The 16,199-nt window shown below is 37.7% G+C and carries 10 protein-coding genes; 8 read left to right on the forward strand and 2 right to left on the reverse strand.

The genetic code is table 11. The features are described from left to right. Window positions 1-7 precede the first annotated feature (7 nt). Window positions 8-1,753: a TrkH family potassium uptake protein gene (locus tag J0A69_RS16135; protein ID WP_206587625.1), complete on the reverse strand. Its 1,746-nt coding sequence runs from the start codon at window positions 1,751-1,753 to the stop codon at window positions 8-10. Window positions 1,754-2,827: 1,074 nt separating this feature from the next. On the opposite strand from J0A69_RS16135, the gene J0A69_RS16140 reads away from it, so the two are divergent. The 7 genes from J0A69_RS16140 to J0A69_RS16170 all read left to right on the forward strand — a co-directional run bounded on the left by J0A69_RS16140 (window position 2,828) and on the right by J0A69_RS16170 (window position 14,476). Continuing rightward, the gene (locus tag J0A69_RS16140) at window positions 2,828-5,506 is read left to right on the forward strand and encodes a ligand-binding sensor domain-containing protein (RefSeq protein WP_206587626.1); all 2,679 of its coding nucleotides are present in this window, start codon (window positions 2,828-2,830) and stop codon (window positions 5,504-5,506) included. Window positions 5,507-5,514: 8 nt separating this feature from the next. Further along, window positions 5,515-5,901: a response regulator gene (locus tag J0A69_RS16145; RefSeq protein WP_206587627.1), complete on the forward strand. Its 387-nt coding sequence runs from the start codon at window positions 5,515-5,517 to the stop codon at window positions 5,899-5,901. Between the two features lie 218 nt (window positions 5,902-6,119). Further along, window positions 6,120-8,423 carry a type IA DNA topoisomerase gene (locus J0A69_RS16150; protein WP_206587628.1) on the forward strand — a complete coding sequence of 768 codons (2,304 nt, stop codon included), beginning with the start codon at window positions 6,120-6,122 and terminating at the stop codon, window positions 8,421-8,423. Between the two features lie 182 nt (window positions 8,424-8,605). Beyond that, on the forward strand, window positions 8,606-8,881 hold the full coding sequence (locus tag J0A69_RS16155) for a DUF4235 domain-containing protein (RefSeq protein WP_206587629.1): 276 nt from the start codon (window positions 8,606-8,608) through the stop codon (window positions 8,879-8,881). A 200-nt stretch (window positions 8,882-9,081) separates the two neighbouring features. Then, window positions 9,082-9,702, forward strand: a complete 621-nt coding sequence (locus tag J0A69_RS16160) for a Crp/Fnr family transcriptional regulator (RefSeq protein ID WP_206587630.1) — start codon at window positions 9,082-9,084, stop codon at window positions 9,700-9,702. 171 nt (window positions 9,703-9,873) lie between these two features. Next, the gene (locus tag J0A69_RS16165) at window positions 9,874-13,044 is read left to right on the forward strand and encodes a TonB-dependent receptor (RefSeq protein WP_206587631.1); all 3,171 of its coding nucleotides are present in this window, start codon (window positions 9,874-9,876) and stop codon (window positions 13,042-13,044) included. A 64-nt stretch (window positions 13,045-13,108) separates the two neighbouring features. Beyond that, window positions 13,109-14,476, forward strand: coding sequence for an alkaline phosphatase family protein (locus tag J0A69_RS16170; protein ID WP_206587632.1), 1,368 nt, complete (start codon window positions 13,109-13,111; stop codon window positions 14,474-14,476). 711 nt (window positions 14,477-15,187) lie between these two features. Here the strand turns inward: J0A69_RS16170 and J0A69_RS16175 are convergent. Further along, window positions 15,188-15,592: a hypothetical protein gene (locus tag J0A69_RS16175; RefSeq protein ID WP_206587633.1), complete on the reverse strand. Its 405-nt coding sequence runs from the start codon at window positions 15,590-15,592 to the stop codon at window positions 15,188-15,190. A 276-nt stretch (window positions 15,593-15,868) separates the two neighbouring features. On the opposite strand from J0A69_RS16175, the gene J0A69_RS16180 reads away from it, so the two are divergent. After that, a complete protein-coding gene (locus tag J0A69_RS16180) occupies window positions 15,869-16,147 on the forward strand; it encodes a DUF3892 domain-containing protein (protein ID WP_206587634.1) in 279 nt (92 codons plus the stop codon). Window positions 16,148-16,199: the final 52 nt, after the last annotated feature.

Genomic DNA, 16,199 nt, shown 5'->3' on the forward strand with positions numbered 1-16,199 from the left:
TTCAATTTTAGTTAATAGTGATTTCTTCTGTTGGGTAGCGATAGTTTTTATGCTTCACCTTATTGAAGACAGCAATGACGATTGATAGCATACTTACCCGACCTACAAACATGATGACTACTAAAACCAATTTGCTGGGTTCGGAAAGAGAAGCTGTGATTCCTAAACTTAATCCAACTGTACTGTAGGCAGAGAAGCATTCAAAGGCAATATCCTTCAAATTCATTCTACTGTCGAATATAGAAATTAACATTATCCCTAAACCAATGATGATTAGGGAAAGAGAAATCGTTGCAAATGCCCTTTTAACGGAGATATCAGCTATTTCTCTTCTAAAGACCTCCAGCCTGGTTTTTCCTTTTGCCAGACTTAAAATATTCAAAGTGGCAATTGCGAACGTACTTGTCTTTATCCCACCTCCTGTAGATACCGGAGAAGCTCCAATCCACATTAATAAAAAAACCATCATGGTAGTGGGAAAAAGCATGGCTGCAGGATCTATTGAATTAAATCCTGCTGTTCTGGGTGTGGTTGCACCAAATAAGGCGGTCACAATTTTTCCAAACCAACTATGTTCCTCCAGGGTATTATGAAATTCCAACACGAAAAATAGCACAAAGGCAACCAGTGAAATACAGGCCGTGGTAATTAAATTAATCCTGCTGTTTATGTTTAAAACCCATGGTCTGGATTCAAAATTCTTGTTCTTGAATAAAACCCTTTTTGATTTATACTTCAGGTAATTTAAAATATTTGAAACAATGGAAAACCCCAGTCCACCCAGTACAAACGTGGCAATAACTATGAGATGAAGAGCGTAGTTAAATTTAAACCCGGATTCATACAAGCTGTTTGGTAAGGTTGAAAAACCTGCATTACAAAATGCGGAAATAGCATGGAATGCAGAGAAAAAGACCTTGCTTAATTGGGGAGGGAAATTCTGCGTATCCAAACTAAAAAAGATTAAAACTGCGGAGAAAAATTCAATTCCAAAGGTAATCAAGATCACATTTTTCAAGGTTGAATAAACCTCTCCCAACTTCTTTGAATTATTCATATCCCCCAATACCAACTGATTCTCATAGGTGGCCCCACCACTAAAAAAATAACTGAAATAGCTGGCGAAAGTCAAAATACCCAATCCTCCTATTTGTATAAGCAACATGATAATTACTTGCCCAAATTCAGTGAAATAGCTTCCTGTGTCCACCACAATCAATCCTGTAACGCATACTGCACTGGTAGAAGTAAAAAGCGCGTCTACAAAGGATAACCCTTCATGGGTGGCATTTGGCAACATCAGCATTCCCGCACCAAAAAAGATGATCAGGAAAAAACTTCCGACAAATAACTGCGCAGGATTCAAAAAAGTCCTGTTGTAAACTACTTTTAATTCAGAAAACTCCCTAATGAATGTTGCCAGCACGGCTACCCTGACCCAGATTGGATTCTCAAGGAGCAAATCCGTTTCAAAAGGAACTCCAACAAAAAGATACATGTAGTAGATCCACAAAGTGAATCCAATTGAAAGTAAATCAAATACAAATACTTTCTTCCTGATTTTCCTCTTTTTACTGAGATATCGGGAGACAGTTGAAACAATACCAACAGCAAGAACAAAAAAGAAAAACCCATCAAAGAATCGTTGGGTTGCCCTTTCCTGAAAAAAACCAAAATCAGAAATGATGGCAAAAATCCCCAGGGTACTAATCCAGAATGCAATTCTGTTTAAATACTTCAAATCGAATTTCATCCGCCAAAGGTATTTAATCAGCATAATTTTCCAACGATAAAAACATTGGTAATTTGTTAAATAGGCGTGGCTTCCAAGAGTAGACTTAAAAAGGAACTAACAAAAATATTATTTATGGCCTATAAAATGGGAGCTTTAAACCTTTCTATCAGACTGAAAAGCATTCATTCTATTCTTGCATTTTCAACTTCTTTTCATTGGTAGTCCGACATTTTATTCAAGTCAATACTTGTATTAGGTCAATTCGCTTATGGAAAATGTGACCCAGAAACTCGCCCCTACACCAAAGGATGAATTAACCCTAATTTTTCCTCCCCTTGCCACCACAAATTCTTGGATATTGCAAACTCGAATTTTGACATTTTCGCAAGTTGGGATCCAGAACCGTCTATACTTGAGAAAATCAATTTCTATACCCCCCACTAAAATATAAAATCACGAAGTTAAAGAGGGAACACTTACTTACAGTTTTAAAAAACCAATCAATCTAGTTTTCAGATCAGATTTAATAATCATCTATAGGCTGATTCAATTTGTTAAAAAAAAAACTGATTTTCTCTTCCTATTGAATTCTAGTGACCTCGTGATTTTTTGATTTTATTTTCACTATCCGGTTCGAGAACAAAGTGACATCCAAATTATAGAAACCAAGATATGGATTGTATGTAATTTAAAGGAAAAAGGATTGGCTTAAAATAATCAGATAAATAGAAATTGATTGTAAAATTTAAGCCACATAACAATGATATTTTTTTGTCTAAAATAATGCATAACAAAAATTTTAAATCACTGTAATCCAAGGCTCTACAACTTAATAAAGGAAAAAAAATCTCAAATAAATTAATAATGTGGTTATAATTTATCTGGGAAATACCATAAAAAATTAATAAATACTGACATATTTATAGATAGGTCTCATAAACAGTCCAAAAAATGAACTTATAATTTCATAATTCCTTTTTATCAAAGAAAAACTATAAAATGCATCAATTCCTAAGTTAATTTGTATGGTCTATCCTCTTCAGAAATTCTTAAGATGGTTAAATTCCAACCTTTCTAAAATTTAAAATTTTGATGACGAAGGTTTCGCTTAAATTTTTCTGCTATTTGCTGTTTTTGTTCCTTTTTGCAAAGCAACCTGTATTTTCCCAATCGGGACCAAGTACTTCATTTGAAAACCCTGAAGTTGCCCAGAACTATGTGATGGAAATTTGGAATAACTCCAAAGGCTTGCCCCAAAATGCAGTTTTTGCCATGGAAATGGACAATTTTGGGTATTTATGGACTGCAACTGAGGAAGGTTTAGCCAGGTTTGACGGGAAAATTCTAACAGTGTTTGACCAGGATCGAAACCCGGAAATGCTTGAACAGACTTATTACAATTTTTTCAAAACTGCTGAAGGTATTTGGGCGGCTGGAGACCGGAGTATTGCATTACTAAACAAAAACATCAAAACAGTTATCGACTGCTCCGAAATAACTGATAATGCTTTAATCAGGGCAATAGCTGAAAATGGAAATGGTGGTTTACTAATAGGAAATCAAAAAGGTCAGATTTTTTCTTTGGATAATGGAACATTCACAGCTCTACCCTTTTGGAACCCCGATGTACCACTTGAAATATTCGGATTTTATCAATTGAAAACCTCAATCTTATTAGTGGGAACCTCAAAAGGAATATATGAACTAAACCAACAGACAAGTCAAGTAAAATTGGTCACGAGGAAGGATTTTTCTGCACTAAAAATTTTCGGCAATTCAAATAGGATTTATGTGTATGCTGATGATGAAGGGATCTTCCAATTAGATGAGGATTACCGTCTGGAAAATATACATTCTTTTAAGCAGTCAAATATGATCTACCCACCAAGTCTCATAGTAGATTCGGAAAATTCAATCTGGGCTAGCTCCATTGAAAGCGGACTAATTAAATTGACAGATGGAAATACCACACAGGTTTATTACCCAGAACTTCAAACATATACTGTTAGAAAAATAATCAAGGAAAAAGAAAATCTTTACCTAGGTACTTTGGGTAAGGGATTTGCAATTGTAAAACCCGCTAAAATCAAGCAATTGAACAGGGAAGTTTTAAAGGAAAAAAACATCAAGCCAATCTATCAGACTTCCGATAGCAGCATTTGGATAGGAACCAAGTCAGATGGAATTTACCGGTTAAAGAATGGAAAAATAAATTCCTGGAAGGATAGTGACGGCTTATTACAAAATAGAGTCAATACTATAGGATCTGCCAACAGAAAAGTTTATGTGGGAAGCATTGCTGGGGTATCAATTATTGATCAGCAAAAAGGTCAAATCATCGGTTACCTAACAAAGGAAAATGGACTTCAAAGCAATTACGTCTATGCCATCTTCCGTGATTCAAAAAATTGGCTTTGGATCCTGACCCGTGCCGGTGGTATTCATTACATCGATGAAAAGGGCAGTTTTCACCAAGTAGAATTGCCCGAAAGATATTCCAGGACCAGTTTTATAAGTATCATGGAACTGGATAACAAACAAGTACTGATCGGATCTGTCAATGAAGGATTTTTTAGGTTTGAAAATGAACAATTAATTGAAAATCAATCCTTGCCCTTACCCATGAGCGAAAACCTTATATACAGCATGTATGAAGATGATGCTGGAGACCTGTGGTTTGCTACCCACGGAGGCATAGTGCTTTACCAACGGGGAGAATTTAAGATTTTGAAAAAGCAAAATGGGCTTAAATCACGTAGTGTATTCAGTATCATTGCTGATGACAAATCTGGTATTTGGACTACTAATAATTTTGGAGTTCAATACTTCCCAAATTCCGAGCTAGAAAAGTTCAAAAACAATACCGAAAAGGATTTTTTCATTGGCAACAACTATTACGATGATAGCCATGGGATGCCCAATTCGGAGACTAATGGCTTGATTTTTCCTTCGGCATTAAAAGACTATTCTGGTGAAATCTGGATCCCCACTGTTGAAGGGGTTGGAATCATTCAAAGTTCATCATTAAAAGATGAAGAGTCCAAGGATTTCCTCTTCACTTGGGATTACGTTCAGGTTGGTGGTCAAAAAATCGATATAGAAAATGAAATTGTCATTCCCAAAGGAGAGCGGATTTTTCAGGTAACCTTTAGCCTGATTGACATAGAAAGTCCGGATAGGTATTCATTTTTCTATCGAATCAGCAAAACCTCGGAGGAATGGCACCCCATCAATGAAAATAGGCTACTAAATTTTACCGGTTTAAAGCCTGGTAATTATACCCTTCAAGTAAAAGTACTTACCCACGGAAAAATTGAACAGATATATTCTTTGCCCATCCAGGTAAAAGCGACTTTGTTTGAAAGTCTAGCTTTCAAAATTTTAGTATTGATAGCTATAGGGATTCTTTTCTACTTCATCGTGAAGTATTATTATACAATAAGGATGAAAAGAAAGCTTGAAAGTATGGTAAATCAAAGAACGGCTGAATTGAGCAACGCCAACGGGAAACTAAAAAAAGCATTGAGTGAAATAGAGCGTAAGAACAAAGTACTAATTGATATCACCTGGCATCAATCTCATTTGGTAAGGGCTCCGTTGACCAAAGCAATGGGAATATCACAGTTACTTAGCCAAAATATAGATTTTCAGGAAATAGATCTTAGTAAAGACGAGTTGGAGCAGGAGCTTTTAAAAACGCTTGAGCAACTCGACCAAATTGTTAGGAATACCCATTCTATGTCCGAAAACATTAAAAACAATGAAAATTAATCCCCTATATGGTATTTATTATAGACGACGATAAAACAACGGTATTCCTTCATAAAATTCTAGTCAAATCACAACTGGTAAGTGAAGGTATACAGACATTTTTTGATCCGAAAGCAGCTTTAGAATCCATCGTTTCCTTGGACAGTGAGGGCCAAAAGATTCTGATTTTTTTAGATATCAACATGCCTGAAATGAATGGCTGGGATTTTTTAGACGAGCTACAGATGCGTGTCAATTTATTGGATATCAAGGTAATAATTTTAACCTCATCCCTGAGCAAGACGGACAAGGATAAATGCTCAGAATATCCCATGGTCATTGATTATTGGGAAAAACCGATGGGCGTAGACCATTTAATACAACTTAAGAAACAATTGGGTGACTGGTTTTCATGAAATTACATTAACTGATTTAGAAAAAGTTCTGATCCCTTTGATAGCCATTAAAAAAATACTCTAGTTTATCATTTTAAACCTACTCAAAAGTTGGTTTTAATTAAGATATGGATGTATAATTTTTAATCCATTGGCTCTTAGGAATTACTTTGTTTTCTAGTGGGTAATTGCGCCAAAAGACAGCTCCCTCTACCCTATTTATACTAGTTTTGCCTTTGATGATCGTTTGTATTGCTGAAAAACCTAGTGTCGCCCGTGAAATCGCCTCAGTCCTGGGAGCTGATAACAGGCATGATGGGTACTATGAAGGGAATGGATATAGCGTAACCTATACTTTTGGACACTTTTGTACCTTATTAGAGCCGAACGATTACGAACCCCATTGGAAAAGTTGGAGCCTCAGTCAACTCCCCATGCTTCCTGAAAAGTTCAAAACTAAAATTGTAAATAACCCAGGAATCCAGAAGCAATTTAGCATCGTAAAAAAACTTTTTGACTCAGCCACACTTGTGATCAACTGTGGTGATGCCGGCCAAGAGGGAGAACTGATTCAACGATGGGTAATTGAACAGGCGGAATATAAAGGGGAAGTCAAACGGCTATGGATTTCATCATTGACTACTGAGGCTATCAAAGAGGGCTTTGATAAATTGCAGCCATCTTCCAAGTATGACAATCTATATTATGCCGGATATTCCAGGGCAATTGGCGATTGGTTGCTAGGAATTAATGCCACGCGTCTGTATACGGTAAAGCATGGTGGATACAAACAGGTACTCTCCATAGGAAGAGTCCAAACACCTACCCTGGCCATGATTGTTAACCGGTTTAAAGAAATTCAAAATTTCCAACCACAACCCTATTGGGAATTGCAGACGGTGTATAGAGAGGCAACCTTTGCGTATGAGGAAGGAAAATTTTTAAAGAAAGAAGATGGAGAGGCCTTTGCCAAGGTGGTCAAAGAACATGACTTTGAAGTGGTCTCCATTGAAAAGAAAAAAGGGAAAGAATATGCTCCAAAGCTATTTGACTTGACTGGACTACAGGTGTATTGCAATACCAAATTTGGACTTTCTGCAGAAGAAACACTTAAAATAGCCCAGCAACTATACGAACAAAAATTAATCACCTACCCCAGAGTTGATACCACCTTTTTACCAAACGATATTTACCCAAAGGCACCGGGTATCCTGGAAAAGTTAACGAATTACACCTCGTTGACTCAACCGATTTTAGGCAAAAAATTAAAAAAGTCAACCAAGGTTTTTAATGATAAAAAAGTAACTGATCACCATGCCATCATCCCTACCGGTATGCAAAGCAGTTTGCATGGGAATCAACTCAAAGTATACGACATTGTCGTTAGGCGATTTATTGCGGTGTTTTATAATGACTGTTCGGTAGACAATACCATTGTATTAGGAAAGGTTGATACAGTTCCTTTTAAAACAACCGGAAAAGTAATCTTGGAAAAAGGTTGGAGGGTAGTTTTTGAAACTGCTGACGGGAAAGCCAAAAAGGAGAAAGACGAGCTCCCGATATTTAAAAAAGGAGAAAAAGGGCCGCATGAACCTACTTTCCTGGAGAAAGAAACCAAGCCACCAAAGCACTATACCGAAGCTACCTTGTTGAGAGGGATGGAAACTGCCGGTAAACAGGTTGACGATGAAGAGTTGCGGGAATTAATGAAGGAAAATGGCATTGGCCGTCCTTCCACCCGGGCAAATATCATTGAAACACTCTTCAGGAGACAGTACATCGAAAGGAACAAAAAGCAAATTTTGCCCACAGCAACAGGAGTGCAATTGATCGATATCATTAAGAATGAACTGCTGACCTCCGCGGAACTGACCGGTCAGTGGGAAAAACAATTGAAGGAAATAGAAAAAGGGAATTTCAATGCAGGTTCTTTTGTGAAGAATATGAAAAGCATGGTAGAGCATTTGGTCTACGAAGTGCTTAACGAGCAAAACTACATAAAAATAGCCCACCCCACTGAAGCCAAAGTTCCGGAAAAAGAAAAGCCATCACCTCCAACTGCACTCGTAGGACATACTTGTCCCAAATGCAAGCAAGGAACGCTCCTAAAAGGAAAATCCAGTTATGGATGCAGTGCCTATAAAACCGGATGCAACTTTTTAATTCCTTTTTCATTTGAAGGAAAGACCATTTCGGAGAATCAGTATTTACGCCTGGTCCAGAAAGGTGCTACAGTCAACTTAAAAGGGTTTAAAACATCGACAGGAGCTAAGGAAGGATTGGTACGTTTCAATGATGAATTTCAACTCGTTTTGGAAGAAAAGAAAGTAGCTAACTCTTCCAAGAAAAGTCCTCCAGTCATTTCCTGCCCCTTGTGCAGAAAGGGCACCATAATAAGAGGTAAAACAGCGTATGGATGTAGTGCATACAAAGAAGGATGTGACTTTAGGTACGCCTTTGATACCCTCAGGGAAAAAGCGCAAAATAAGCCTTTAACCCTAGAGCTAGTGACATCTTTATTCAAGGAAAGTGTGGGTAGCTAATCTGAAATGCGATGATAATGTAACTTTCTTAAATCATCTAGTGTGGCTTCCAAGCTGGTGATCAGCGGAACCTGATAATACATTGAAGTCTTTTCAAAGCTGTCCCTCCATCTCAGTTTAAATCCGCTCTAGCAACCCAGGAAGGTTAAGCATGGAGTTTGTTTTATATTATAAAAGATGATATGAAACTATCCAAAAATAAATTTAATATTCTTTCAGCAGTACTTTCTATTGGAATGGCTGCATTAGCAAAATCAGCAGTAGACAATCGTTATACAGCATTAACTGGAGATCCTGCTCCCAAAAATCCAGAATCTGATAAGGCCTCTTTTGCCGAAGTAGTTGTATATGCAGCGGTAACTGCTGCTGTTGGCGTTTCTGCAAAACTATTGGTGCGGAAATTATTCACCAAACAGTGGAAAAAAATGGATGGTGAAGTTCCAAGACACCTTAAATAAAAATTCTATTACCTAATAATCATTCAAAATCTTTTGAAAATCCTCGACTATATGTTTTATAAATAAAAAGAAAATTGTTTCATATTCAATGAATCATAATTCAAATAGAAAATCAAATACAAACTTAAGGAATACTTCATTTTGACTTAACCTATAGCCCTACCTATTTAGGTATTTTTGAGAAGAAAATAACTTCTACCATGTCCATACCAGTTCGTCCTGTCAATGAATCTTATCTAGGGTTTAATTTTTTTGATTTCCTGGCCAATTTGCCTTCAAATGAGTCATTCGGGAAAATAAGGGAAATCCTTGTCAAGAAAAACGAATATATCTATGACCCTGCCTCCGAGCATCTATACATGTATGAAATCCTGGAAGGTGCGGTAAAATTGGGGAGCTACACGGATGATGGAGAGGAATTTACTTTTGATGTACTCTCTAAGCATGATTTTTTTGGGGATCTAAAATATCTCAACAATCAGTTTTTTGAGTTTTCCAAAGCCCTGGTGGACACAAGGATAAGAATTTACAATCGGGAATTCTTCAAACAAATGGTCTTACAAGGACCCGAAGTATCGGAATGGTTTATTTCCTATCTGGTCAAACGTTGGTGCAGTGCAGAGAAAAAGCTTAAAAAGCTTCATGAAAAAAAGGCTCAAGAAAAACTGACGTTTCTGAACACCTACTTTGACCTGACAATCAAGGATGCCCATGGTGCTTCTTTTGTTTTAATGGATTTGCTTACCCAAAAAGATTTAGGAGACTTGATTGGAGTCAGTAGACAGACAGTTGCAAGTACCTCAAAGCTGAAAAAAAAGTAAGCATTTCCCCTTACTTCATTTGCCCCTTTAGGCCTTAAAAATCCAAGAAAAACGTCCATATTTTTCAATTGTTAACATTCTGTTACGCCTCTTTCACATGTTAAATTTTAACATGTAAGGCTTCAGCAGGCTCCTAGTTTTGAATCAAAATTAAACCATTATTCAAACACTATGAGTTCAAAAATTTCTACCCATCTAATCCGAGGGATCTTTTGTATTTCCTTGCTTTTGGGAATTCGAACCCACGTTTTTTCCCAGGCAACCAATGCCTCTTTCTCGGGAACTGTCAAAGATCCAAGTGGTGAGCCATTGATTGGTGCCACCCTATTGATCAAAAATGAATTGACTGGTTTTACAGCCGCGACAGTAACCAATCTCACTGGCTCATACAATGTTAACCAGCTTCCTTTAGGCACGGATTACTCTGTCACCTGTACCTACATGGGTTACGGAACCAAAGTCTTCACTGGTTATTCACTTAACCAAGGAGAAACCATCAAATTGGACATTGTCCTTTCAGAAGAATCACAGAGTCTTAATGAGGTCACCGTGACAGCCAATTCCTTTAGCAACAGTATCGATAGGTTTGGAAGCTCTACGGCGGTAACAGCCAAGGATATGGCCACTTTACCTGTGAACGGGAGAAATTTCAATTCCCTGGTAGATCTATCTCCTGTATCCAATGGGAGTAATCTTTTGGGTCAATTGTATTCCTCTACGAACTATACTATTGATGGGATGACAAATAGAAGTCCTCTTTCCAGTGGATCAACCAACCGTGGCCCATTTTCCATTTCCATGGAAGCGATCAGAGAGTTTGAAGTGGTCACTAATGATTATGATGTCACCAATGGGCGAAGTGGTGGCGGGATTATCAGTGCAGTTACCAAGACCGGAACAAATACGGTTCATGGCTCTGCTTTTCTATTCAATCGTGCAGATTGGCTTGCCAGCAAATATGATACAAGAGGAAACAAAAGAGAGGATGAATTCTCCATTCAGCAATACGGAGTCACTTTAGGAGGACCGATAATTAAAGACAAAATGCATTTTTTCCTGGCATATGATGGCCAGAGAGATGCAAGACCCTTATATATCGCTGACATCAGAACTCCCGAAGATGAAAACAGATACAACCTATCTCAAGAATCTTTGGACAGATACCTTCAAATAGGTAGAGATCATTACGGACTGGCAGACTCTCCTCAAACAGGAAGTTTTGGTAAAAAGCGCTATTCCCATACTGCATTTGCCAGAATCGATTATCAGATCAACAAAACAAATCTCCTATCCATCCGGAATAATTTCTCCAGAGATCTGAATAGCCAAGGTGTTTCTGATAACAGCTCCATCAACCTATACGAAGTATACGGAGACCATTTATCCACTGCCAATAGTCTTATGGCATCCCTGCGAACGGAAATCAATTCCACATTAACCAATGAATTGAAACTACAATACCTCTATACCTTGGATGATGGTAGACCCAATGCCCAATTGCCAAGCAGCAATATTCCGAGGGCTATCGTTCAACGGGTGGAATCAGAAGTTGATGGAAATACCGTCAATACCACTATCCAATTAGGCGGACAAAGATATCTTCCTGAACGCTTTGAATCCCATGTTTACCAATTGGTCAATAACCTGTATTACACCAAAGGGAAAACCAACTTTACGTTTGGTGCAGACTTGTTGCTAAACAACCTGACATCATTGGCAACCAGCGAATTCAATGGTAGATTCTATTTCACCGGATTAGACAATTTTGAGAACCTAAAGCCATATCGCTATGCAAGAGAAGTGGCTACTGAAGATCCTACTGTAGAACAGTCCATTTTTGGAGGAGGAATCTATGCTCAGGCCGATACGGACCTTGGCAATGGAATGAACCTTGTTCTAGGACTCAGAGGAGATTATACCAGTTACAAAAACAGCCCAACATTTAATCAGACAGTATTTGATGAATTAGGCCTAAGAACTGATGTAAAAACAGGAGGATTTCAGGTACAACCTCGATTCCAATTCACATGGGATATCCAGGAAAAGCAACAGAATATCATCCGTATTGGAGCGGGGGTTTTTGGTTCTGCACTCAATAATTATTCTGATGTAAACAACCTGCAATTCGATGGAACCAAGATTTTTGCCATTGATGTAACCGGTATAAATGTTCCGACCCCCAACTTTGAATCCTACAGAAATGATCCTAGTACAGCACCAGGGGTTGATTTATTAAATCAGCCTGGAATCACCCCGGTAACTACCATCAATATGAACAGTGAAGACCTGAAGGTCCCAACCGTTTATAAAGGAAATGTTATGTACAACAGGGTATTCAATGACAGATTACGTCTGGGAGTCAACTTTATCGCCTCATTGGCAAGGAACAACTACATGTATGTAGATAGAAATATGGTAGACCAACCTTATTTCAGACTTTCAGAAGAAGCTGACCGTGGAGTATATGTCCCTGCGGAAACCATCAGTACCTCCAATGGAAATGCAGATTGGACAAAAGGTAGAAAAACAGATCAAATCGGAAGAGTCTTAGAGCTGAACAGCGAAGGTAAAAACAACACCTATACAATGGTGATTGATGGAACTTATCGGTATTTCAGAGATGGTCAGATCACAGCAAGTTACACTTGGAATGACAGTAAAGACAATACCTCCTATAATGGTAATGTGGCCAACAGTGCCACTTTAAGCCAGATGGTCGTTGATGATCCAAGAGATCTATCTATGATGAGTTATTCCAATGGGCAATATAGAACCAAGGTAGTTGTCTATGGAACCCTTCCCTCCTTTAAAGGATTTACTGTGGGGGTCCGCTATTCAGGAATCGGAGGAACCCGCTATTCCTTGCGTGTCAACGGCAATGTCAATGGAGACTTTGTGAATTCAAACGACCTTGCATTCGTATTTGATCCTTCAGCTCCCGGAGTTTCAGAAACAATGGCTGAAGCGATGAACAATGTGTTGGCCAACCCTGATAATTTGGCCAAAGATTATATCCGTGAAAGCCTAGGAAAAGTGGCAGTGAGAAATGGAGGAGTCAATGGATATTTTGGAAACTGGGATTTAAGAGCCACCAAAAAAGTATTTTTCTCAGGGTCGAGAAAATCCGGAGTAGAACTGGGACTTGACATCTTCAACGTAGCCAATTTGTTGAATAAAGAATGGGGTACATCCAAGACTTTAGGAAATCAAAATCTATTGACCATCAGAAATTTTGATCCTGTAAAAAAAGCCTATGAATATCAAGTAAATCCCAATGTAGGAGTTACTACTCCAGGAGGAACCCCTTACCAATTACAGATTTCAGGCCGCATCTTTTTCTAAAAACACCTTAGAAGAGCTACTGATTCTTTTATGAGTCGGTGGCTCTTTCTTATTCAACATTCCAATGAAAAATATATTTTCAACAATCAATACAAGCTTAGGGATCCTAATTCTATTCCTAGTCATAAGCTTTTCAAATGTAAAAGCTCAAACAAAAAGTCCTTCTGAACACGTGATCCTGATTTCCATTGATGGGTTCAGACCGAACTTCTATTTGGAAGAAAAGTGGCCAGCTCCGAACCTTCAGGCCATGGCCAAAGAAGGTGCTCGATCATTGGGTGTAACAGGAGTTTTTCCTTCCGTAACCTACCCTTCTCATACCACAGTGATTACAGGATATCCTCCTGCCAAACATGGCATTTATTACAATGCACCATTCGAACCCGAAGGACAAACCGGAAAATGGTATTGGGAAACAGAATTAATCCAAGTACCTACCCTATGGCATGCGGTAAGAAAAGATGGGTTGACCAGTGCCAGTTTTCTATGGCCAGTTTCTGTCAATGCTCCGATAGATTATAATCTGCCTGAATATTGGAGTCTTGGAGATGGAGGAAGAATAGAACCCATGCGGGAAATGGAAAACCCAAAAGGATTATTGGCTGAAATGGAATTGAATGTTTTAGGCAAAATGAATGAAAGAACATTCAATGGGGACTATTTAAACCGGGAAGACAGAACCGGTGAAATGGCAGGATATGTTTTGGAAACCTACCGACCAAATCTGATGACCATCCACCTGATTGCAGCAGATCATTTCCAACACAATGAAGGCAGGGAAGGTCCAATGGTCTATAAATCAATTGCTGCAATTGACCGGGCAATAGGTAAAATCATGGAATCTGCCGCTCGTGCCGGAATCCAGGATAAAACTACTTTTATCATCACGGGTGATCATGGATTCGTCAACATCCATAGCTCAATTTCTCCTAATGTCTGGCTGGTGAATGCCGGTTTAATGGAAGACAAAAAAGACAGAGGCAACTGGAAAGCAACATTTCACACCAGTGGAGCCTCTGCATTTTTACATCTCAAAGATCCCAATGACCAAAAGACAATAAAAGACGTAGAAAAGCTATTGGAAGAATTACCCTCTTCAATCAAAAAACTCTTCAGAGTCGTTAATAGAGAAGAATTGGATCAAATCGGGGCTGACCCCAATGCCGTGTTGGCCCTTGCTCCTATTCAAGGAATCAGTTTTTCAGGCGCAAGCAACGGTGCAGTACTGAAACCTGCAAAAGGAGGAACCCATGGTTATTTTCCGGATTTTGATGAGATTGAAACAGGCTTTATAGCCTGGGGAGCAGGAATCAAAGAAAATGTCGAAATACAGGAAATGGGGCTTGTGGATGTGGCTTCAGTTGTCAAATACCTTTTAAACCTTTCCATAGAATTACCTGAGAGCACCCTTTATCCCGGAATAAAAAAATAAGATTTCCAAAGCTATTTATAGTAAATGGGAAGCAAAATTTAAAATTTCCCATTCACTATTTATTGGCCTAATAAAGGGGCAAAAAAAATTAAATGACCTTAAATCCTGAGGAAAATTTGATTTAATATGTTAGAATCAGCAAAAAGAAGAAAATTAAATTAGGTTTTCAATCAGGCTGTAGTGTAAAAGGAATTGGAGGTACTATACCCGATAAAAATAGAAACTCGCCAAAAAACAAGCATAAGATTAGTGCAAACCAATATATAGTAGTGAATAATTCTATGTAACAAAAACTAACATATATTAAGTGAGGATTAAGAAATCCTACTCGGAACAATCTCGATTTTTGGATTAAACACATCATTTAATTCCATTGATAGAAAACAATAACAATAGAAACTGGAGTCAGGCTTTTTAAAAACCTAAGAAAACTGGACATAACATTCCTAAATCAAAATATTTTTTCGCAGAAGAAGCTGGGGCCTGCAAAAGTAAACAGAAATAGCCCTTTTCATTGGTTTCCAACCCTAAACGTTCAGTCTCTCATTTACAAAATGATGCAATTCAAAAAGAAAATCTGAATAAAAATTAGGCTTGTTTTAAGTGCCGTTTCAGAATAGATAGACAATGGAATTAATCAAGTTTAAAATGATCATCTTCAAAAACTTTTATTGAAGATGATCATTGAATTTAATTTGGATGAGTTAATGATCAGTTCTTTAACCAATTCAAAAATGTTTGGTAGCCAACTCCTATCTCTTCTGCAAAGGCACTTTTATTTGATTTCCCCAAGGCTTCAACTTTTTTCCACTCTTCTAAAATCTTACTTTTCTCATTTGGCGTGAAATGTTTTCTTTTTGAAACATTTGGAGAAACTTTCTTAAAACTTAAAATTGAAATCAGTTCATTAAGATCGTTTAAAAACTTAGTGTCTGTTAAAAATAGACCTGCATTTTCTAGTTTCTTTAAAACCTCGTCTTTAGGATGTACAGGAGTTATTGAAATTTTTTTGGCAGCTGCTTCCTCCAAGCTTATTTGTTTCCCTTCTTCTGTTACATAAATAAAACCCTTACTATTTTTTAATTCTAAAATTGATTCTTTAATCAAATCTCTCATCGTAAATTAAATGTTAAAATAAAGTGATATAAATTTTTCGAAAATATTAAATAACTGTGATTTTCTGTTCTAAGGAACTTTATATATTCCATTTTTTTCATAATTGTCTAAAATCAGACAAAAAATTACCACTTTAAAACCTTGCCTTATCAATCATTAAAGAGCTTTAAAAAGAAATCCAAAAACAAAAGAGAAATTAAAAGATCATTTACTTTTGCATAGCTGTAATGGATCAGATTTTTTTAGTGCCATTAAAGAAAACCAACTAGCTATTTCATGAAAAGACTTCGGATTCTCTGTACTAAAAAAGTATCAAGGACATCCCTCCAGGGATCAATTACCCATATCGGAGGAGTGAATGGAACAGGGGAAAAATGGACAGTTTCTACCAAAGAAGCCATCAATGGTATCCTTTCTGGGGAGTATGAGTTTTACTTGCTGGAAAAACGTGATGAAATTCCTGTCCTAATTTCAGGCGAGCAGGAAAAACATCTTTTTGCCATAGGAAAAGAGAGTTTGACTAATCTATTGGAAGAACTGCCGGACTGTCCCTAAAGCCTCAGCTCACATGGAAAGGCAATCAAAAAAAGGGGATATCTCCCCTCTT

The organism is Algoriphagus pacificus (genome assembly GCF_017254845.1).
Taxonomy (GTDB): Bacteria; Bacteroidota; Bacteroidia; order Cytophagales; family Cyclobacteriaceae; genus Algoriphagus; species Algoriphagus pacificus.

Bases quoted from the DNA above. Each gene is read 5' to 3' on its own strand.
- J0A69_RS16155 (WP_206587629.1), top strand. From the start codon at position 8,606: ATGAAACTATCCAAAAATAAATTTAATATTCTTTCAGCAGTACTTTCT.
- J0A69_RS16175 (WP_206587633.1), bottom strand. From the start codon at position 15,592: ATGAGAGATTTGATTAAAGAATCAATTTTAGAATTAAAAAATAGTAAG.
- J0A69_RS16165 (WP_206587631.1), top strand. From the start codon at position 9,874: ATGAGTTCAAAAATTTCTACCCATCTAATCCGAGGGATCTTTTGTATT.
- J0A69_RS16160 (WP_206587630.1), top strand. From the start codon at position 9,082: ATGTCCATACCAGTTCGTCCTGTCAATGAATCTTATCTAGGGTTTAAT.
- J0A69_RS16145 (WP_206587627.1), top strand. From the start codon at position 5,515: ATGGTATTTATTATAGACGACGATAAAACAACGGTATTCCTTCATAAA.
- J0A69_RS16170 (WP_206587632.1), top strand. From the start codon at position 13,109: ATGAAAAATATATTTTCAACAATCAATACAAGCTTAGGGATCCTAATT.
- J0A69_RS16180 (WP_206587634.1), top strand. From the start codon at position 15,869: ATGAAAAGACTTCGGATTCTCTGTACTAAAAAAGTATCAAGGACATCC.
- J0A69_RS16150 (WP_206587628.1), top strand. From the start codon at position 6,120: ATGATCGTTTGTATTGCTGAAAAACCTAGTGTCGCCCGTGAAATCGCC.
- J0A69_RS16135 (WP_206587625.1), bottom strand. From the start codon at position 1,753: ATGAAATTCGATTTGAAGTATTTAAACAGAATTGCATTCTGGATTAGT.
- J0A69_RS16140 (WP_206587626.1), top strand. From the start codon at position 2,828: ATGACGAAGGTTTCGCTTAAATTTTTCTGCTATTTGCTGTTTTTGTTC.